This window comes from Desulfovibrio desulfuricans DSM 642 (assembly GCF_000420465.1).
GTDB lineage: Bacteria > Desulfobacterota > Desulfovibrionia > Desulfovibrionales > Desulfovibrionaceae > Desulfovibrio > Desulfovibrio desulfuricans.
This window is the reverse complement of record NZ_ATUZ01000013.1, coordinates 1-20,738: the sequence shown is the minus strand read 5'-3', so window position 1 is coordinate 20,738 and position 20,738 is coordinate 1. Positions and strand designations below refer to the sequence as shown.

The following is a 20,738-nucleotide window of genomic DNA, read 5'->3' as shown; positions in this document are numbered from 1 at the left end:
GGCTTTTTATGCATACCCCTGCCAACATCCTCACCATCGCCGGTTCTGATTCCGGCGGCGGCGCGGGCATTCAGGCTGACCTGAAAACGATCATGGCGCTCGGCGGTTACGGCATGAGCGTCATCACCGCCCTGACCGCGCAGAACGGATTGGGCGTTACAGGAATTCATGCGCCGGATGCAGATTTTGTGCGCTTGCAACTGCGCACGGTGCTTGAAGGTTTTTCCGTCAAGGCCGCAAAAACAGGCATGCTCTTTTCTGCCCCCATCATCCGCGCCGTTGCGGACGAACTGCGCAACCGCGACTTCCCCCTTGTGGTTGACCCTGTTTCCGTGAGCCAGAGCGGTAGCCGCCTGTTGCAGGAAGACGCCGTGACAGCGCTGGTGGAAGAAATGCTGCCCGGCTGCGACCTGCTGACCCCCAACCGCCCTGAGGCGGAAATGCTCACCGGCATGAGCATCAACAGCCTTGAAGACGCAGAGGCCGCAGGCCAGAAGCTGCTTGCCATGGGTGCGCGCGCAGTGCTCATCAAGGGCGGGCACATGGAAAGCTCCATCGTTGTTACAGACTGCCTGTGCATACCCGGCGAACAGCCCAAGCACCTCCCTCAGGCCAAGGTGGAGACGGAAAACAACCACGGCACGGGCTGCACGCTTTCTGCCGCCATCGCCACAGGGATTGGGCGCGGTTTGCCCCTACAGGTTGCTGTAACCCGGGCGCAGGAATTTCTTAATCTTGCCCTGCGTAAAAGCTACGCCCCCGGCAAGGGCTGCGGCCCTGTGAACCACGCTGCGGATTTAAACATCAAATAGGCATTTGCCCGCCTGTCAGCCGCACGGTCCTTTTCCTCCGCCGCATGGCAGGCGGATTGGCCCGCTGTTTGCAGTTTCCCCCTGAGGATATTCAGGGCGTCAAAATCAAGGCGGTGCGGCGTGCCTTTTCGTTTCAACTTACAGAAAATACTCGACTACCGGGAACAGCTTGAAGAAGAAGCCAAGGTTGATCTGGCCAACAAGCAGAATCTCCTGGAAGAAGCGCGCGCACTTTTTGAACGTCTGAAGGCTGAACTGCGACAGACCGAAGACCGCTTGTTTGAATCAGCCCTTGTTCCGCAGGCGGAACGCTGGCTGCTGGAACAGTATGTAAAAGGATTGCGCGGCGATGTAGCCAATGCAGCCTTGCAGGCCCGCATGCACGAACAGCTTGTTGACGAAGCCCGCAAACTGCTGGCTGCGCGCGCCATTGAAAGAAAACTGCTGGAAAAGCTCAAGGAGCGCCAAAACCAGCAGTATATTCGTGAGGAACAACTGAAGGAGCAACGCGTCAATGACGAAACAGCCACACTCCGCTACAAAGCTCCGGCTCTCTAAACTATTCCGCTGGCTGGCGGTGCTCTGCTTTATGAAGCTTACCATCCTCGGCCTTTTGCTGCTGGATGTGCCCGTACCCTCCTGGCTTGGCGGATCACCCAAGGATGCCACGGTAGCCGTGAACGAGCCGCACAATGGGCAGGAGCGGACTGAAACCGTGGATCCTGTTGCAGATGCGGCCCCCTCTGGCCTGGCGCAAAGCGTCAGTTCTACACTTTCGTCCATGGGTTCGGCCCTTGATTCTGTTGTAGACAACATCAAGGACAAAACTGAAAGGAGCCAGAGCGACCCGCAAGGTTCTGCCGCCGCCCGCATGGCCGCAGCGGTCAAACCCCATGCAGATCAAACCACCAGCGTGACCGATGCCGCCCTGCCCGCCCCGCTTATCCGTACAGCGGCCTCAGGCGGCGCACCTGAAACTGCGGCGGCTTCCAAGGCTCCCGGCCAGACATTTTCTCCAAATTTTCCCGAACCGCAGGCCCTGCCTGCCCCACAGGCGGAACCGGGCACATCCGCCCCCTCCGGCAGCCTGATTGTTTCTGCCAGACCCAACCGCGCCAGCGAATCCGAATGGCTGGACGCCCTGGGTCTGAGCAATCTGCCCATCCCCGGCCTTGGCAGCGTGCAGGCCGCACACGCGGCAGCGCTGGACATGCCTGTTCCCCAGACGCCCACTGGCGGGCAATCGCCATTTGCTCCCGCAGAGCAAACGGCCCCGCTGACCATACCCGGCGCACCGCCCATCCCGGCAAACATTCCACGCGGTCAGGGCACGGACGGCGCACCTTTGCCGCCGCGCGGCGCGGCAGGCAACAACGACGGCTTTTTGCCCCCCTTGCCGCAGGGGCAAAGCTCGGGCACGCTGCCCGTTCCCACGGTGCAGCAGCCTCAGGGCGCGTATTCCAACGACCCCAATACCAAGGCCCAGGAACTGGCGCGCCAGCAGCAGGACATTCTTGTGCTGCGCCAGCAGATGGATCAGCGCCTCAAGGATATTCAGGAAACTGAAAAGAAAATGCAGGACATGATCCGCGAGGCCAGGGGCATTGAAAACGAAAAAGTTCACCGGCTGGTGCTCACCTATTCCATGATGAAACCCAAGGCAGCAGCCAAGGCTCTGGAAAGCATGGACGAACGTGTGGCCATCCGCATTCTTTCCGGCATGTCGCCCAAGCAGTCAGGCGAAATCCTCACCTACGTTTCCCCGGCCAAGACAGCCAAGCTTACGGAGCTTATCACCCGCATGAGGATACCTGATTAATGCGCCTCAAGCTTTTGATCGCCTATGTGGGCACCTGCTACAGCGGCTGGCAGATACAGGAAAAGCCGAGTCCGCCGCCCACAGTTCAGGGCGAGATGGAAAAGGCCCTGCGCACCATCACAGGGCAGAACATACGCGCCCACGGCTCGGGCCGCACCGATTCCGGCGTGCATGCCCATGGGCAGGTTGTGCACTGCGATGTGCCCGATGCGCGGGCCAACATGGACTGGCGGCGCAGCCTCAACGCCGTTTTGCCCCGCGACATCCGCGTTCTGGAGGCCATGCAGGCCGCGCCGGACTTTCACGCACGCAAGGATGCCCTGCGCAAAACCTACGCCTATCAGTTCTGGCTGGAACAGACCTTTATGCCGCCGCAGCTGACGCCCTTTGTGTGGAAATGCGGCCCCCTGAATGTGGAGGGAATGCGCGCCGCCCTGCCCCACCTGACGGGCCTGCACGACTTTGCCGCGCTGCGCAATGTAGGCACGGATGTGGAAAGCACAGAGCGCACGGTGCTGCAAGCCGAGCTGCACGCAATGCCCCCCTGCGAATTTTATCCGCCGCACGCCCCCATGCTGCGCTTTATTGTGACTGCCGATGGCTTTCTCAAGCAGATGGTGCGCAATATGGCGGGTCTGCTGGCTGCCTGCGGCCAGGGCAAGGTATCGCCAAAGGATATCCCCGCCCTGCTTGCCACACGCGACCGCAGGGATGTGCCCTCCGTCACTGCGCCTCCGCAAGGGCTGGCGCTGGTGAATGTGGTGTATCCCGAGGCCTGATAGCCGCACATACTGGTGTGCCCCCTCTGCCGCAAACAAAAGCCCGTCAATACGAAAGGCCGTCCATCTCTGAACGGCCTTTTCCTTTTACCAATGACTTTTGACTAAGCCTGATTTTTCATTTTTTCTATAACCCGCTGGAGTGACTGAGCCTGTTGCGTCAGGTCTGCAACCGCACCGGAAGCCTGCTCCATAGCTTGAGCGGTTTCCGCAGAAATTGTCGCCACCTGCTCAACAGACTGATTGATCTCCTCGCTGGCGGCGGATTGCTGCTCGCTGGCTGTAGCAATGGACTGAACCTGATCGTTGACCAGATGGACGAGCTCAAGAATTTTCTTGAGTGATTCGCCGGAACGTACCGACATGTTGGTTGCACTTTCAATTGTCACAGCAACCTGCTCGACATTCTGGATATTCTTGCGGGTGCCAGCCTGAATGCCCGTAATGGCCTGACCCACTTCCTGCGTGGCAGACATGGTTTTTTCCGCCAGTTTGCGCACTTCATCCGCAACGACGGCAAAACCTCTGCCCGCATCGCCCGCGCGAGCGGCCTCAATGGCGGCGTTCAGCGCCAACAGGTTGGTCTGGTCGGCAATGTCGGCAATGACCCCCATAATCTGGCCGATGCTCTCCGCCTGCTTGCCCAGAGCATCCATATCTTCCTTGATGGCAATGGACTGCGTGTGGACGGATTCAATGCCCTTAACTGCATCGTCGAGTATCTGCGAGCCTTCCACGGCCTGCTCCCGGGTCTGATGCGAAACATCCGCAGCCTGCTGGGCATTTTTGGCCACTTCCAGCACAGTGGCGTTCATTTCTTCCATGGCCGTTGCGGTTTCACGCACACGGCCCGACTGCTCGTCAGCCCCACGGCTGGACTGCACAATCTTTTCAGAAAGCGCTTCTGACGCGGACGACACGATCTGCACGATCCCTTCAAGCTGCTGCGCCGCATGGAGCATGCCTTCCGCCTTGGCCCGCTCTGCCCGCCGGGTTGCCTCCTCGGCAAGAGCGGTTGCTTCCTGCGCGGCTTTAGCCTGCTGCTCGGCCTGCTGCGATTTGCTGTCTGCTTCGGCAATTTTGGCTTTGAGATTGCCAACCATTTTTATGAGCACACCGTAAACGCCGCCATCGCCGGAATACGGTTTAAATGCCAGATCAAGCTGACCGGCGGCTATCTCCGATGCCACATGATGCAAATAACCGGGATCCTCGCCGAGCTGCTTTGTTACACCCCTGATAATCAAAATGGAAATTGCTGTGGCAGCGAGCATGACCGCGATTATCAACGAGATCGTAAGCAACTTCCCCCGTTCGTATGCAGCTTCCGCGTCAGCAGATGAAGTTTTGCTTCCTTTGTTATTGATATCAATAATAACTTTTAGCTGATCAAGGGCCTCAACATACTGCGCCCTGGCCGGGCCAAGCACCAACTTGACAGCTTCTTCAGTCTTGTTGCTTTTGGACAGAACCTCAATCTTCGCGTGATTTTCCAAATAGCCCTTCCATGCCGCAAGAAACTTTGGAAATGCTATTTTTTCCTCAGGTTCGGTAATTAATTTTTCATATTCTTTAACTTTTTCATTAATACTGCCTGTCAAATTCTGTATCTTGTTTTCATACTGCCGCATCAATGATTCATCTGTTGTAAGGATGTGAACAAGCTCATTGCGCCTGTATTCATTCACCATACTGTTAATCTCACCAACAGACTTGATTGTTGGAAGCCAGTTTTCAGAAATATCCTTGACATCTTTATTTATAGAAGACATTCCAACAACAGAAACAAATCCAATAATTATTGAAAATGCCGTCAACAATACTGCAAGAAACACAAGTTTTATCGAAAGTCTCATAATATGCCCCTAAAAAACTATTGCAAATTTACAGTGTTTATCCATTCAAAGTATAAGAATATACTCTTTACAGACGACTCAAACCTTCATCATACTTATCGTTTACATTTATCAATACTTTATATAGTTTCAAACTATATTTTTTATCTATTATTAACAGCATGATACAAAAACATACTATTACGCTATACATAAAAATAATCGTAACTCTTGTAGTACAGTACTCACGCCCACTATCAAAAAATAAACGGACACCCATAAATAGCATTCAACGTTGCACCTGTTACAAATGCCAAAGCCCCCGCTCACCTTGAGCGGGGGCTTTGGCATATATCAGTACCAGCCTGATCAGATAATTTCGCTGAGGCCGGATTGCTCCTGCGCCTTGAATTTCTGTTGCAGCATGAGCGGCAATGCTTCCGGGTCGGCGGGGTCATACTCAAACATTACGGCAGTGCCGAAGCAGGAAAAATACTTACTGCCATCGGGATGAAAGGCCACGTTTTCATTATAGCCCACAATAGCCTGTGCGCCCTTGTTCATGGCCCTTGCCGCCATGCCAAAAAAGGCTTCGTCCGAGTCAAAACCCCGGCAACAGACCAGGCCAAGCACCTTGGCAATACGCCTCCCCTCCACCTGATGTGTTGTCACCACAGGAAAGCGCCCGGCCAGAAAAACCTCACGCACTCTGGCGGTTGCGTCAGAAATGCCCACAGTTCTCTCGGCCTTGCGGCTTTTTTTATCGTGGCCTCCCAGCAAAAAAAACATGCTGAACCTCCAGATCAGATGGATATTCGGGTATTTGACACCCGTTTACATTCAATCTGCAAAGGTCTTGCCAAACAAACTTAATCATTAAACTACAGCATGTTACAAAACAATCAACGTAGGCAGTCAGAACATTGACTCGTCAGCGTATCTGGTTGGCAACCTTGACAAAATCATTGTAGGCGGCCCGGGTTGCCAGAGCGGCCTTGTTCATTTCAAACCGTACAGGAACGTAAAATTCTTCTTCAAGCCCCTGGTCAAAAAGTTGCGCGTAGCTGCCGGCCTGCTTGAGAAAAGCACGGTACTGACGCTCCAGTTCCGGCGCTGCCATAAAGGGAGGCCGCCCGCCGTCTGCAATGGCTGCGGCAAGCTCGTCACGCTGGGCCTTAAGCGCATCTCTGTCCGGCTTGCCGGGTGTAAGCAGGGTTGCAGTTTTGCCAAACACGGCAAAAATGCGTTCCGCAGCCTGAATTTGCCGTTTAAGCGGGTGGTTGCGCAGCAAGATATCTTCTGCCGGGGCAGCCTCGCCCTCCACAATCGCCATATAGGCATCGCGGGCAACAATAAAGGCGGCATGTTCCTTGAGTATTTCCGCAGCAAGGGCCTTGCCCTTGATGCCGTTATCCTGAATGCTCTCGTCGGCCACGTACTTTTCGAGCAGGCGATAATCAGCCCGCATGTCTACGATGGCTTTATTCATGCTCTGCACGCAGGCGGCCATTTTTTGGGTCTGCTCAGGAGTAAAAAGGCTGACCGGAGGCGTCAGGCGGCGGGCAGGGGCGGTATCCTGATCCGTGTTCAGCTCCGGGCGTTTGGCCAATTGCCACTCTGCCAGGTAATACTTGGTGTAGGCCGCCAGCACATCGGCCTGGGCATAACGCCCGGTTGCCAGAGCCATCGAGGCAGCGTTGGAAAAAGCCACCAGCCGGTCTGCCCTGTCCAGCTCTTCAGGGCTGGGAGGCGGGGTTGCTTCTTCCACAGCCTGTGCCTGAACCGCAGTTTCCGCCTTTGGCGCGCTGGGGGAGGATTCGGCAACGGGCTTGCCGTTTGCGCCTTCTTCCTTTTTGCCGGAGTCGCAGGCGGTCACAAGCAGGGCCACAGTCAAGGCCAGCAGCAGAGCAAGAACTATTTTTTTCATCGGCGTATATGAGCGAACGCCCCGCGTTGCAAGGCAGGACGTTCAGTAGTGGTTACAAGTAGTTGCAAATCTGCCAACAGGCAGGATTCCTAGACGCGGGAGGCTATCCAGGCGTTCAGGCCCGTGAGGTCTTCGCCCCAGGGGAACGAGCCGCCCTTGAGCTCCGGCCCCACGCCGTAAAACAGCGTACCCACGGTTTCGGCTGCGTCCCTGTCTGTGGGGGCGTCGCCCACCATGAGCACATCGGCGGGGTCAAGCTTCTGCCTGTTCACAATCTGCGCCAGCAGCACGGCCTTGGCTGGCGGGGAGCCGTGGATGGCGTCAAAATAGCCATCCAGCTTGCGCTCGCGCAGCACGGCCAGCACTTCTTCGTGCGGCGCGCCGGAGCAGACAAACATGGGCAGCTTGCCGCGCCAGGAATCAAGCGTTTCCTGAATGCCGGGTATCAGCTCGCAGCGGCGCAGTTCGTCCAGCACATATTCGGCAAAGCGGTTGCCAAGTTCCTCTGATTCCTCGGGGGTTATGGTCTTGCCCAGCACATCTTCATAAAACCACTCAAACTTCTTGTAACGGCTCACGCCGCCGTGCACCTTGTGGTACATCAAAAAGCGGTCGCGCGCCTCGGGGCCAAACGGTTCCATCAGACGGCCAAAGGCCCGCGTTTTCACGGGCACGCTGTCAAGAATGACGCCATCGCAGTCAAAAACAAGGCATTGCAGTGACATAATATTCCTTGAAAAGCTGTTCGAGTCCGGGGCCGCATGGCCTCCGCTTGCCAGAGCATTCCAGCATGAAAGGCTCGCATTAATCCCAGTGCTTCTGACCGCCCTGCCCGCGCATGCCGATAAGCTTGGCCGGAACGCCGCCCACAATACTGAAGGGGGCCACATTGCGCGTGACCACCGCGCCAGCGCCCACCACAGCCCCTCGGCCAATGCGCACATCTGGCGTAATGACGCAGTTGGCGCCAATCCACACGTCTTCTTCAATAATGATCTGACCGGGAACATGCCCCTGGTGCATGATCGGCACATCCTGACGCGCAATGCAGTGGTTAGCCGCGCGGATAACCGTTCCGGGCCCCACGGCGGTTTGCGCGCCTATCTCTATGCGGCCCGCGTCCGCCCCCACGTGCACATTTGGGGAAAGGGCCACGCAGTCGTGCAGCACCAGGTCGCCGTCAGAGGCGGTAACAAAACAGCCGCGCCCCATGCGCACGCCGTTGCCAATGCGCATGTTGCGGCAGCCCGCAAGGCTCAAGCCCGTGCCAAAACGCGCCGAGCCGCAGCTTTTGAAAAGCCACCGCCAGGCAAACAGGCGCAAGGCAAGGCCCAACGGCGTGGGGATCCAGGCAAAGCTGGCCAGCCATAATTCTTCAAGCGCCGCCGACACCCGGCTGAACAGCCCTGGCCCTGCATGCGGCTTTGGCTGTGCGGCCTTGGCTTCGGACTGGTCAGACTGCCCTGCCGGTGCCGAAGTTTCGGCGACAGCGCCGTGGGTTTGTGCCCCCACGGCGCTTGCGCTTTTTGAACCGTCAGCGGCCTTGTCCCCTTGTGCAGGGGTGGAATTAAGCTCGCCCGCCATTTACTTGCGGTATTCCTTCATAAGATCATCACCTTCCATGAGGCGGGCCACGCGGGCCAGATCTTCAGGGGTGTCCACGCTCCACGATCGGCAGTCGGTGGGCACCATGTGCACCTTTTCGCCGTGCTCGAGAATGCGCATCATATCCACGGATTCATAAATTTCCAGCGGGCTTTCGGGCATTTCGTTGAAGTGCAGCAGATAGTCGCGGCGGAAGGGAATGATGCAGACCTGCTTGCGCATGGGCACCTTGTCCGAACCTTTTTTACGCGAAGGAATGGGCTCACGCGAGAAATAGAGCGCATTGTTGAAGTGGTCCACAACGACCTTGACTTCGTTGGGATCTTCAAATTCCTCAAGGGTATCCATATCGGCCATGAGGTTGACCACGTTGATGGAAGGATCAGCCAGCATGGGGGCCACGGCGGCATCGATCATTTCGGGGCGCACCATGGGTTCATCGCCCTGCACCATGACCACGATGTCGGCCTTCTGACCGGTGGCGGCTTCGATCTTCAGCAGGGCTTCAGCGGTACGCGTGGAGCAGCGCACGTGATGGTCGCCCGTCATGACGCTCTTGAGCCCGGCGTCCTTGCAGTAATTTTCAATGATCTCGTCGCAGGTGGCCACATAGGTGGCGGAAAGGCACTTGCTCATGGCCGTGCGAAAGGCCACATGCCCCACCATGGGAACGTTGTGGATAAGGGCAAGCGGTTTGCCGGGGTAACGGCTGGAACCCATACGCGCGGGAATGATGGCAATGATGTTCATCTGACGGCTCCTTGTGGCCTCAATAATTTGTGTGCGTAAAAAACTGCATCCAATCATGCCGCAAACAGGCGCAGGCCCTTGCGGCAACTGCCGTTCCCAGGTTTAGTCGTCAGTGGATACGAGGTATCCGCCCTCAGACGCCAGCTCGGGGTGCAGCTCCTTGTGTTCCTCTTCCATCACGCGCAGGATGCCCTGCCCCAGATCAACAGTCAGCGGCGGCACCAGCTTGCGGCCCACCTTGGGCATAAAGGCATAAGGCGTGACCTGATAATGCCCGCTGTTGGGATCATTCAGATAATTGATGGTCAGGTCCTTGCCGAGCATTTCACCGATCATCTTGAACAGATCGCCCACGCGCATGGGCTGATTGCCAGAGATGATGATGTTCTGGTTTTCAAACTCGGGATCAAGCACGGCCAGGGTGGCTGCCGAGGCATCGTCCACGTGCACGTATTCGCGCAGGGCCGTGGGCGCGCCGTAGTAGGTAATGGCGCCGTTGGCAAGCGCCTCGTAAACAAACCTGTTGATGGCGTTGCGGCGGTCGGAACGCGGGCCGTACAGCGAGCCGTAACGCAGGATGGTGTACGGCAGGTTGTGCATGGCCTGATAGTTTTCGATATACAGTTCGCAGGCCTGCTTGCTGCAACGGTAAAAACCGCCTGACTTGCCGTACACGTACAGGGAACTGGCAAAAACATAGCGCTTTACGCCAGCCTTGCGGCAGGCCTCAAGCACCATGACATTGCCCAGCACGTTGATGCGCGCAGTGTCCACCGGGCGGTTATTGGCCTCGCCGATGTCGGCAATACCAGCGTAGTTGAAGACCATGTCCGCACCGGCTACAGCGCGGTTGACGGTTTCTTCATCCAGAATATTGCCTGCAAGCATGGTCTGGTCGGGCCGCAAAAAGGATGAAGGATGCAGGTCAACAATGGTGACCGCATGCCCGGCTTCAGAAAGCTTGTCGCAAATATGCGAGCCCAGAAAGCCGGACCCGCCAAAGACGGTAATATTCACAGTTATTCTCCCGAATTGGGGCGTTCAGCCGCCCGCCACAAAAAGACCGAATCAATGCCATACGCGATAAAACGGCTGCCAGCGGCAATCTGCCGCTCAAGCTCCGCAGGGTCAGGCTGCACAATGTGCAGGCCCATGCGCGCGCCTGCCTTGGCGCAACCTTGGGCAATCCGCGCCATGGCAGTTTTGAAGTCCGGGTGGTCAAACTGACCCGTAAGCCCCATGGAGCCGGAGAGATCGTAGGGGCCGACCATGATGGCGTCCAGACGGGGATGCGCCAGAATGGCCTCCAGATTTTCCACCGCGCGAATGTGCTCGATCTGGGCCACCAAAAATATCTCGGGCGCGCGGCTGGCGCGGTACTCGTCAAATTTTTTGCCAAACACGTTAGCCCGGCAGTAGCCCACGCCGCGGTATTCGGGCGCGGTTTCCCCCGCAGCTCGCCAGGTGTCCTGCCCTGGGTACACAGAAAGATCAATGGCCCGGTCAAGCTGCGCGCGGCTTTCAATCATAGGGAAGATCAGCCCCTGAGCCCCGGCTTCCAGCGCGGCCTTGATCTGGGTTTTGCTGGCTTCGCCAAGGCGCGCGAAAGGAGCCGCGCCACCGCATTCAATAGCGCGGAAAACATCCGGCAGCCCGGTGCGGCCAAAAGAGCCGTGTTCCATATCAACAGCAACCCAGTCATAACCGGCGCGGGCCATAAGCTCGGCCACGTCAGGCGAGGGCAATTGCAGCCATGTGCCAACTGTGGCCTTGTCTGCCGCCAGCCGAGCACGAATTTCATGTACAGTCATATCAAGCGGCATGCCGCCGCAGGGTTGAAGGTTACGACAAACGTCCTTTACTATACGCCCTGCGTCCACCGTGCGCAATACGGCCAGAGGCCCTGCCGCCAGTGGAAATACAAACCCAATACTCACAAACTCACCGCACTTTGAATCCAATGCAACAGCAGATACCCCATACTGCCCTTCCAAAGCCATTTTGCGCCAGAAATGCGACAGCAACACGGCGCTTTTGATGATCTGGCAGTTATGAGAATGAAATTGTTACTTTTTTATCAAAGAAGAAATAGAGAAAAGACAGGGCTTGGCCTTTTAGCATGAGCATGCTAATAAAAAAGCCCCCCGTGGGTAACGGAGGGGCTTGGATAGGAACCAGACTGCGGCAGAACAGTCTGGTTCGCAGGAGGAGGCTGGAAAAACCAACAAGAACGTCAACGCCTTATGACGCTGACACTTGTATATGGACACTCCGAAACTGGCATTGCCAGACGGGTGTTTGAATCCACTCTCCGCCGGGGCTCCTGGATCGAAAGATTCAGGAGCTTTTTTATTTTTGCCCACAAATCCCTTGCGGGGGCACAGACAAAACAAACAAAGGGCTTCGGCGCAGAGCCCCAGCTCTTCAGCCTACGGGCTCAATGAACTGCAATCAACATAGAATGGAAGAATCCTTAGGTCAAGGAGCTGCGCAATTTTTCACATATTTTTTGCGCATTTCTTTTTATCCGCTCCGATAACTATCTAAATATAATAATAAAAAAATAACGACTATTTTTCTATAAACTTTTAGTTCTTTATAATCAGGAATTAATAGCAACTTTTACCTTAAGGCATCCGGCTGTTTTGAATGTAGCCGGCAAGCAGATTTGCCTTGTTTTGAAGGTTCCACGCAAACACCCCGTCAACGCATGCAGCGTTGACGGGGTGTGCAGAGATTCCCGGACTGTGAATGAAGCGCCTAGAAGGGCCAGACGTTATCCATAAGCCGTGTGAACCAGCCGGGCTTCTGCTTGTCGGCCAGAACGCCCTTGCCGTAATATTCAATGCTTGCGTCCGCAATCTGGGTGGAAAGGACGCTGTTGTCGGCGCTTACGTCCTTGGAACGGATCATGCCGCGCACAACCATGTATTCTGTTTCTTCGTTGACGCGGATTTCGCGCGCGCCCTCAATCTCCATCAGGCCGCCCGGCAACACCCGGAGCACACGTGTGGCCAGCGAGGTGGTCACGTAGTTCTCACGCTTGGTCTTGCCCGTGGCCGTCAGACCGCTGGCAGACCCCGTATTCAGGATGGGCAAGCCCACCGCTGGTTGCGGCCCCACAGCGACAAAGGGAATGAAGCCTGCGTGATCCTTGTTGAACATGGCGGAAACCTCGTAATCGTTGGAGCCTTTTTTGTTGGCTGTGGTTTCCGCCTTATTCTGGGCCTTGGTATTTTCCACCAGTTTGACCACAACAATATCACCGACGCGCCGGGCGCGGCTGTCTTCAAAAAGGGTATCAGTTTCGCTGGCGGCAAAAATCGACCCCGGATTGTTGGCCGAATTGGCCTCCTGCCGATATTCCTGTGGCGGTGTTACCGGCGGATGCAGTGCAGGTCGCCGGGTTGGGCTGCCGCCGCAGGCGACGCAGAACAGATAGCTCAGCGCCAGAACGGGTATTATGTATCGTGCCTGCATATGCTCCTCTCCTTCCACCTTTAAACGCTAGTGGATTTCCACGGTGCTGCCATCTTTGACAATGGCGTATACCTGTTTTTTGGTTTGCAGATTCCGTACCGCAATGGTGGCCCCCGGTTCGCCGTCGGCGAGGGCCTGGGCTTGCGTGGCTATGCGCAGGTTGCCCTTTATATAGATGAGGTTGACCACATCGCCGCGCCTTACCATCAACTGGCTCACAAGGTCGCTCTGTAAAATTGGCTCGCCGGTATTCAGCGCACGGTTCACCTGCCAGGGGCCGCCGCGCCCATCCCACGGCAGATCACGCAGCTGGCTGGCATTGACCTTCATAAAGGTGACGGACTCTGCCGCCAGGGCTTCCCCTTTGTTCATGGGGCGCGATGCCGCAGGAGCCGTTATCCAGAGCGTGAGGTTGACCGTGCCGGAAATGCGCCGAAGCACGTTGCCGTCCACTTCCTGCACAGCAAAGCGCAAGGGCACGCGGCCGGGCGACAGTTTGCCCGGTTCAAGCTGCACCCGCTGCTGCGCATGGGCCAAAAAAATGTAATCCGGCAGCCGGAAATCGCTCAGTTCCACCTGCCCTGGCATGGCGGACAATTGTGGTGTCAGACTTTTGACCACGTAGGAACGCAGGTCTTCCTCATGAAACACCAGCCCCCCGCGCTGAATCACCAGCGAAGATGGCAAAATGCAACGCCCGGCAACTTCCTTGCCCAAGGCCTGCCGCAAAGCCTGCGAAAGGCGAGAATGGCTGATCTGCAAGGGCTTGCCTTCTTCCGGAGGCGCAGGCCAAAGCTGCTGCGCGCGCAGTTGCGCCCAGGTATCCTGCCCCATCTGCCCCAGCGGGACAGCAATATCACCCAGCAAAACCATATCTGAATTGGTGACCGCTGCTGAAAGGATTTTGATTCGCCAGTCGTCAGGGCCAAGCATGTTCAGTTGTCCATCCTGCGCCACGGGGGCTTCGCCTGCGGCAAGCTGGTTGCGCGCCTTGGCGGCCCGCTGATCCTGCGCATCGTCCGCAAGGGGCATTTGCCCTGCCTGCGCCTGGGGAGTGCGCAACTGTGTGACTATCTGATTGGGCGAACGGCGATGGTTGCGGTCATTATCCTGCCAGGTGGCACTGGGAACGCCGCCCTGCGGAGCCGCCACGGAAGCCGTAGCCCACAGGCAGCACACCAGAGCCGCAGCCAGAAGCGCGCGCAAAGGCAGCACCTGACCATCCCGCATTGCCCATATGACCTGCAAAAACCGCATGACGCATACCCCTAAAGTCTTTTCACGCTCAAATACCTGCCTGACGGCGAAGCAGCAATGCTGCCATTTCCCAGTAAGCCTTTCTTGGCGCGGATTTTTTCAAAATCAGCGCAAAGCAGACAAACATTTTCGCCAATAATCAACCCTAGCTGCGCTTGAGCTGCACAGCGATGCCCAGCATGGAGTCTGATGTCTGGATGGACTTTGAGTTCACTTCATAGGCGCGCTGGCCCACAATCATGTTCACCATTTCGTCCACAACTTCCACGTTGGACATTTCCAGAAAACCCTGAGCCAGGGTACCCACATTGTCTGTACCGGGTACGCCTTCTGTAGCATCACCCGAAGCCTCGGTGGGCGTGTAGAGGTTGCGCCCGCGGGCATCAAGGCCCGCCGGATTGATGAAGGTGTAGAGCGGCAATTCGGCCCCGGCCAGTTCCTGCCCCTGCGCATCCAGAGCCGCCATGTGGCCGGAGGATGAAATGGAGATGGTCTTGGTTTGCGCGGGCACGGCAAACTGCGGTTGCAGAATATAGCCGTTGGCGGTGACCACGGTGCCGTCCTGATTGAGCTTGAAGGAACCGGCGCGCGTGTACATGAGTTCACCGTTCACATCCACCTGGAAAAAACCGTCGCCTTCAATGGCTACGTCCAGAGTGTTGCCGGTGTTCTGAAAATCACCCTGCGTAAAAAACTTGTGCACAGCCGTGGGACGAGCGCCCATACCGACCTGGATACCTACAGGCAGGCGGTTGTCACCCTCGGTGATGGCGCCAGCCATACGCATGGTCTGGTACATGAGATCTTCAAACTCGGCCCTGCTCTTTTTAAAGCCCGTGGTGTTGACGTTGGCCAGGTTGTTGGAAATCACGTCGATATTGAGCTGCTGGGCCACCATGCCGGTGGCGCCTGTCCAAAGCGATCGCATCATGGGAATTTCTCCTTATACATAACCAGCGCGGCTGCCGGTTGCTGCTAAACCATCACCGGTTAACCCTGACGGCGGCCCACTTTTTCGTTGGCAGCGCGATCCAGCGTGTCTGAGGTCTGCATGACCTTTTGATAGGCTTCAAACTGGCGCTGCACTTCGATCATGTTGACCATTTCGGACACGACTTCCACATTGGCGGCTTCCGTAAAGCCCTGCTCGACACGCGCGCCATTGTCGTAGGCATTGCCTTCAACAATCTGAACTCCGTCACGCGGACGAAAAAGATTGCCGCCCATTTTTTCAAGATTCTGCGGATTGTTCACGCTGACCAGGGCCAACTGGTCAATAACGTTGCCATCGGCAAGTATCTGACCATCACCGCTGATCTGCAAATGGCGCGTACCAGCCGGAACGTTGATGACGCCGCCAGCGCCTTGCACGGCGTAGCCCTGCGGCGTCATAAGGACACCATCGCCGTTAAGCACAAAGGCTCCGCTGCGCGTGAGGTACTGCCCCGTAGGCGTAGTGACCCGGAAAAAGGCGTTATCACCGTTAATGGCAACATCAAGATCGTTGCCGGTATATTGCATGGATCCTTGCGAAAAATCTGTGTGCGAAACGGCCACGCGAACCCTTGCGGCATTCATCGGTTCGGGAAACAGGGGCGTAGACTTGAGGTTCAAAATCGGCTCCCGAATCTCGTCAAAGGCAAAGGTGGGCATGGTGTCCTTGAACGCCAGCGTTTCCCGCTTGTAGCCGCGCGTGTTCACGTTCGCCAAATTATTGGCGATGAAATTCATGCGGTGTTCTGTGGTCAGCGCGGCAAAAAGTCCGCTAAACATGCCTGCTTGCATAAGCAGCTCCTTGTGTTGGCAGCAGCGCTAAAGATGAAGCGCCGCCGTCTACCTCGGGCCTGATGGCCCTTGCCAGAACTTTTGCAATATGCGGGCCAACACCCGTACATTTGGAAATATTCCCTGCATGCCCGCGCAGCCCCGAAAATGCACAGAAGACACAGGTGGCGGCAAGCAGAGCTACCAGCAGGGTGCAAGCCGGTGCCCAAGCGCCAATCAGACGATTCTGAGGTCGCTCCCCCCATATTATTGATAAAAGAGTTTACGCGAAGCGCCCCGCCAATGCGGCTGAGCTGCCGTGACCACAGGCAGCCCCTGCCGGAGACAAAAACGGCATTTGCACGCAACCCTCCCTGACCAGCCCCCCAATTGGCCCCAAGAGCCAACATCTTAAAAAGCTGAAGCCTATCGTACTTACCGCAATAAACTTTTTTTTGCCGAAATCAAAAAAAATGCTTGCCAGCCCCCCCCTGTTGGCGTAAACACATCTTCGCGCCGAAGTGGTGGAATTGGTAGACACGCTAGGTTCAGGGTCTAGTTCTCGCAAGGGAGTGGGAGTTCGAGTCTCCCCTTCGGCACCATAAGAAGATAAGGGATTACAACAGTTTGTTGTAATCCCTTTTTCGTTTACCCACGGCCTGAAATGCGCCTTTCCGGCCTTTTGCCCCCCCAAATCAGACCTCCCTCAAAAGAGGGTCACAAATGGGGTCACAAGCGAGTCGATTTATGGCGCAGCCTTCTTTCGTCCATCCTCTCCGTTCCGGCAAAGCTCCCAGCTTCCTTTACCTAAAGAATGGAATTTTCTACTATCGCTACAGGTTCCCTGGTTGGCTGATAGCCCACATGGGGCGCACAGAAATTCGCTTCAGCTTGCGCACTGGCCATCGGCCCCAAGCACTGCGCCTGGCAAGGGACCTACATTCACGCCTACAGCGAGCCCTAGAGATGGAAGACCTACCAACGCACGAAGAACTCCAGCGTCTGCTTCAACATGCGCTGGATGAGGTTCTCAATGAACCCAACAAAAGTCTGGTGGCACCGGATGAAATTCGCAGGCGCTTGAACGGCTACCTCCGGTTCCTTCTAGATGCTGACGCACAGTCGGACGAGGGGCGGCCTATTGCGCACGAGCTAGACCAGAATGGTTCGGTAATAGCGTCGATTGGCCTCGACACGGCCATGCTTGAATCTGCCATAGAGCAACAACGCCAGCTGAATTCATTTGACGGAGTTGAAGATTGGCTTCCCCTGAGCATTATGGAAATGATTGCTGAGCAGGTGTTTGATCGCAGAGAGATTGGGCACGACAACGTCATGGCCTTGGCGAAGTCATATATGGCCATGCAGGTGACGTTTAAAAGAATTCAGGCGGCGCGGGTCAGTGGCGACTATGGGCCAGAGCAGGCGTTCTATAGCGCCGAGAGCACTCCCTACCCTCGTTCCACTACTGTGCCTGCCCCGGTTTCCACACCGATTGAAAAACACCCGCAGCCTTCGCTTTTACTCAGCGAACTGATGGAACGATATTCATCTACCCGCCTATCAGATGGCGCGTGGAAAGAGCATTCTGTCAAAGATCACCTCAGCCGCCTGCAAAATATCCTTGATATACTGGGTGACAAAGACGCGGCATCTGTCACTCGCGAAGAGATGCGCATGGTTCGCGACACCCTACGCAAATTGCCTCCTTCGAGAAAGAAAAGTCCAAAGTACAGAAACAAAAGTATTGCTGAGCTTCTTGCAATGCCCCACGCTGCAACCATTTCCGTTAAGACCGTAAACATAATCGTTGAAGCCATATCAGGCATGTATGAATGGGCAATTCGTGAACAGTTGCTGGCCATCAACCCTGCCAAGGGCCTGAGCATTCGCGACCCTCAACCTGACGTTGAAAAGCGTGATCCGCTTACCCCTGAAGACATTAAAACCGTTTTTTTCAGCGGGGATTACAAGCCCTCAGCATTTACCAAACCGGCCTACTACTGGGTGCCCCTTATCGGCCTATACACGGGAATGCGGCTTGAGGAAATTTGCCAGCTTCACTGTGAAGACATTTTCCAGGATCCCGAGGGGATTTGGATCTTTGACATCAAGGAATCTTCAAATGATGGACTTAACGACAAGATTCTAAAAAACAAAAACTCACGGCGGTTTGTGCCGATACATAATGATCTGATTGAGTTGGGCTTACTGCGCCTTCGAGAAAAGCTTGTAGGTCATAGAGAGTGCCGCCTGTTCCCAGAACTCAAAAAAACACCATCATCGCCCAAATATGGCAAGCAGGTGGGGAAAACGTTTAGCCGACGACTGGAAAAGAAAAAGATTAAAGGCGCCAAGAGCTTTCACTCACTACGCCACTCGTTCTCTCAATTTTTTAAGGTCAGAAACCTGCATAATGACATGTTCCGCCAGATCTTCGGGCACGAGATCGCAGAGCTGGCAGGTCGGCAATATGGGGAGCGGTTCAGCGCTAAGCAATGCTTGAGCCTTATTTCTATGATAAATTTTCAGGAGCAGTAGTTTATGCCTTGGTATCGAATTGTGCCCAAGACTGGAAACCTAAAATATTTGGAACTTTCTGGTGGCGCAGATGATGAGCGTAAGTTGCGGGCCGTGAAGGCACTCTCATGCTGGTCGACTCAACGCAAACCCAAAAACAAAAAAGAACTTGTGAAAGAAAGTTGCAACCCAGTTATATTTATTAAGAAAAGTGAAAATTATAAGATAGATGCGTATACAACTATCAGGGCGATCGCAGAATATTTAAAAGTTCCTGCGGCATTATTTATTCGTGTCGTTGAATCTCCGCGCGGGGTATATGTCTGTTTCTACACAAATAAGGTTAGCTGCTACGGCCTTAAAAGAATCATGGAAATAATTTTTAATAAAATATTACATCCAAACTTTCCAGGATGTAGATTTCAAGCGTCGATACCTACTAAAATTTTTTCCCAATTTAAAAACCAAGATAATTGCTCCAGTGAATACTGTATGTCACCAGAAAAATTTTCAAAAAAGTTTTCAATTGGCATGACTTTTCTAGAAAATGAACTTAATGATGCACGCAATAAAACTCCTAAAGCTTCTATAGACCTTTCAATGTTAGTCTTGAAGACAATACTTGAACACCTTATCTCCAATACGACGTCAAGTGACCAGTTGATATTTCCAATCATTGAAGATGTATTACACAGCTGTAGATATTTTAAAGAGATAATTCATATATACGGGGACAATACATACCGGCACAAAGCTATCCAGAATTTTTTGTTTTCTCTAGGTGATGTCGGGAAGAAATATTTAATAAAAAACATTTTTGACACAGAAATTAGAAAAACAATAGAAAAAACTTTACAAACTACCCCTGACCTGAATCCAACCGAATTTAACCGACTGCGAGTCCAGACCAATGGCCTACTTACTATTGCTAGCCATGGGGAGATCAAACCGCTACGTTGCAGCAAAGTAAGCCCCCCCTGTGGCGCATGGTGCGGGGCGTGTTCACCGGTAGAGTTGCTAGCGAAACCAGATATTCGCCAAGGCTTCATCATGTTCCCATCAGCTTTAAGCCAGACCGCCGAAAAATTTGTGGAACAGCTACCCCAAGACAGAGCTCTATTTCGCAGGGCAGAGCTTCATACTAAGCTCCCAAAATCTATGCGAAGTTCCTATGACGTTGACCAAGCACTCTCGCATCTCGTTGCTATCAAATATATAACTCAGGCAAAAACAGTTTTGCAAAGATTTAAACCAGGAAAAGAATCCAATTTTTTTATGATAAACTGGCCTGCAGTCAAGGACAGGATTGCCATGCTGAAATCATGACAGCTTGGGCTCCACGTTAAATCAGACTCTCCAAGTTTTGATAAAGCGGATAAACTCGCAGGTAAGTGCCCCCTTGGGCCCTGTGCGGGACATTTCCACTATAGTCGCGCAAACCAACGAGGAAGTATCACTGCTTCTATCTGGTCCATCATTGCAGAAGACGTAATCCTATTCAATTTTTTAAAAAAAACGTAATTTATATTCGCATGTTAACATAAAATCACTGTATTTTAAATGCCGGCACACATGATGCTTTGGCTAACACACAGTATCCACCTGTGGTTACTGACGGCTTGAGTACGCTGATGCCATGGGCTTAACATGCAGACCTCTTGAAGCGAACATTTTAGTCAACGACCGCTGCGGCAAGGATATTGGGGAAGCCTCCACAGTTAGGCTTATTTGGGCACTCGTTCGAGGCATAGTTTCAGCACCTCATCCTCAGTTAGGGGGGGTGTCCGCTCGAAGTGGGGGGCATACTCCACGGCTGAAATGGGGGGGACTCTGACCTTACCCCACTGCGTATACCACTTGTAAGTTAGTGGTTCCCAATGGGTTGCAGGTTATATTCTTTGCCCGAAATTCTTCCGGTGTCAGCCAGCCTAAGGAACTGTGCGGTCGCCGCTGGTTGTAATCCTGCCGCCAGGCTTCGACTGTTCTGCGGGCATCGTGCAGGGACAGAAACACGTTCTGATTTAAGCACTCATCTCGGAATTTTCCGTTAAAGCTTTCAATGTGTCCATTATCTGTGGGCTTCCCTGGACGAGTGAACTCTATCTGCACGCCGTGTTCAAAAGCCCAGGTATCCAGGGCGTTACCGCTAAATTCTGGCCCGTTATCAACCTTGATACGTTGCGGCAGCCG

19 protein-coding genes, 1 tRNA gene and 1 pseudogene are annotated in these 20,738 nt (G+C 54.6%); 8 read left to right on the top strand and 13 right to left on the bottom strand.

Annotated elements, in window-relative coordinates:
* The first annotated feature begins 8 nt into the window (after window positions 1-8).
* The 4 genes from thiD (at window position 9) to truA (ending at window position 3,410) form a co-directional block, all read left to right on the top strand.
* A complete protein-coding gene (gene thiD / locus G449_RS0105630; RefSeq protein WP_022658338.1) occupies window positions 9-812 on the top strand; it encodes a bifunctional hydroxymethylpyrimidine kinase/phosphomethylpyrimidine kinase in 804 nt (267 codons plus the stop codon).
* A 120-nt stretch (window positions 813-932) separates the two neighbouring features.
* A complete protein-coding gene (gene fliJ, locus G449_RS0105625) occupies window positions 933-1,370 on the top strand; it encodes a flagellar export protein FliJ (protein WP_022658337.1) in 438 nt (145 codons plus the stop codon).
* On the top strand, window positions 1,327-2,631 hold the full coding sequence (locus G449_RS0105620) for a MotE family protein (RefSeq protein ID WP_027180737.1): 1,305 nt from the start codon (window positions 1,327-1,329) through the stop codon (window positions 2,629-2,631). The genes fliJ and G449_RS0105620 overlap by 44 nt, the downstream gene beginning before the upstream one ends.
* Entirely contained in the window at window positions 2,631-3,410 is a 780-nt protein-coding gene (gene truA, locus G449_RS0105615; RefSeq protein ID WP_022658335.1) for a tRNA pseudouridine(38-40) synthase TruA, read from the top strand. Before G449_RS0105620 ends, truA begins: the two co-directional genes overlap by 1 nt.
* Window positions 3,411-3,514: 104 nt before the next feature.
* Here the strand turns inward: truA and G449_RS0105610 are convergent, their stop codons facing one another.
* From G449_RS0105610 to flgF, 12 genes are all read right to left on the bottom strand, one after another.
* Window positions 3,515-5,266 (bottom strand): methyl-accepting chemotaxis protein, encoded by a 1,752-nt coding sequence (locus G449_RS0105610; protein WP_022658334.1) that lies wholly within the window; start codon window positions 5,264-5,266, stop codon window positions 3,515-3,517.
* Between the two features lie 348 nt (window positions 5,267-5,614).
* Window positions 5,615-6,034 carry a YbjQ family protein gene (locus tag G449_RS0105605; protein WP_022658333.1) on the bottom strand — a complete coding sequence of 140 codons (420 nt, stop codon included), beginning with the start codon at window positions 6,032-6,034 and terminating at the stop codon, window positions 5,615-5,617.
* Between the two features lie 142 nt (window positions 6,035-6,176).
* Window positions 6,177-7,172 carry a hypothetical protein gene (locus G449_RS0105600; protein ID WP_022658332.1) on the bottom strand — a complete coding sequence of 332 codons (996 nt, stop codon included), beginning with the start codon at window positions 7,170-7,172 and terminating at the stop codon, window positions 6,177-6,179.
* A gap of 89 nt (window positions 7,173-7,261) precedes the next feature.
* Entirely contained in the window at window positions 7,262-7,897 is a 636-nt protein-coding gene (locus tag G449_RS0105595) for an HAD family hydrolase (protein ID WP_022658331.1), read from the bottom strand.
* A 79-nt stretch (window positions 7,898-7,976) separates the two neighbouring features.
* A complete protein-coding gene (locus tag G449_RS0105590) occupies window positions 7,977-8,756 on the bottom strand; it encodes an acyltransferase (protein WP_022658330.1) in 780 nt (259 codons plus the stop codon).
* Window positions 8,757-9,527, bottom strand: coding sequence for a 3-deoxy-manno-octulosonate cytidylyltransferase (locus G449_RS0105585; RefSeq protein ID WP_022658329.1), 771 nt, complete (start codon window positions 9,525-9,527; stop codon window positions 8,757-8,759). It lies immediately after the preceding gene.
* A 102-nt stretch (window positions 9,528-9,629) separates the two neighbouring features.
* Complete coding sequence (locus G449_RS0105580; RefSeq protein ID WP_022658328.1) at window positions 9,630-10,544, bottom strand: NAD-dependent epimerase/dehydratase family protein; 915 nt, start codon at window positions 10,542-10,544, stop codon at window positions 9,630-9,632.
* A 2-nt stretch (window positions 10,545-10,546) separates the two neighbouring features.
* The gene (locus G449_RS0105575) at window positions 10,547-11,338 is read right to left on the bottom strand and encodes an HpcH/HpaI aldolase family protein (RefSeq protein ID WP_027180735.1); all 792 of its coding nucleotides are present in this window, start codon (window positions 11,336-11,338) and stop codon (window positions 10,547-10,549) included.
* Window positions 11,339-12,287: 949 nt separating this feature from the next.
* The gene (locus G449_RS0105565; protein ID WP_022658325.1) at window positions 12,288-13,007 is read right to left on the bottom strand and encodes a flagellar basal body L-ring protein FlgH; all 720 of its coding nucleotides are present in this window, start codon (window positions 13,005-13,007) and stop codon (window positions 12,288-12,290) included.
* 27 nt (window positions 13,008-13,034) lie between these two features.
* Window positions 13,035-14,264, bottom strand: coding sequence for a flagellar basal body P-ring formation chaperone FlgA (gene flgA / locus G449_RS0105560; protein ID WP_022658324.1), 1,230 nt, complete (start codon window positions 14,262-14,264; stop codon window positions 13,035-13,037).
* 145 nt (window positions 14,265-14,409) lie between these two features.
* Window positions 14,410-15,195, bottom strand: coding sequence for a flagellar basal-body rod protein FlgG (gene flgG, locus G449_RS0105555; RefSeq protein WP_022658323.1), 786 nt, complete (start codon window positions 15,193-15,195; stop codon window positions 14,410-14,412).
* A 59-nt stretch (window positions 15,196-15,254) separates the two neighbouring features.
* On the bottom strand, window positions 15,255-16,049 hold the full coding sequence (gene flgF / locus G449_RS0105550) for a flagellar basal-body rod protein FlgF (protein ID WP_022658322.1): 795 nt from the start codon (window positions 16,047-16,049) through the stop codon (window positions 15,255-15,257).
* 494 nt (window positions 16,050-16,543) lie between these two features.
* On the opposite strand from flgF, the gene G449_RS0105545 reads away from it, so the two are divergent.
* From G449_RS0105545 to G449_RS0105535, 4 genes and pseudogenes are all read left to right on the top strand, one after another.
* Window positions 16,544-16,630 (top strand) — tRNA-Leu (locus tag G449_RS0105545).
* A gap of 121 nt (window positions 16,631-16,751) precedes the next feature.
* Window positions 16,752-16,982 (top strand): annotated as a pseudogene (locus G449_RS18770) (DUF6538 domain-containing protein); the annotation flags it as partial.
* Between the two features lie 12 nt (window positions 16,983-16,994).
* A complete protein-coding gene (locus G449_RS0105540) occupies window positions 16,995-18,569 on the top strand; it encodes a site-specific integrase (RefSeq protein WP_159060438.1) in 1,575 nt (524 codons plus the stop codon).
* Between the two features lie 3 nt (window positions 18,570-18,572).
* Window positions 18,573-19,874, top strand: coding sequence for a hypothetical protein (locus G449_RS0105535; protein ID WP_022658320.1), 1,302 nt, complete (start codon window positions 18,573-18,575; stop codon window positions 19,872-19,874).
* A 510-nt stretch (window positions 19,875-20,384) separates the two neighbouring features.
* Here G449_RS0105535 and G449_RS16135 read toward each other — a convergent pair.
* A partial coding sequence (locus tag G449_RS16135) for an integrase core domain-containing protein (protein ID WP_022658319.1) occupies window positions 20,385-20,738 on the bottom strand: 354 nt, incomplete at its 5' end.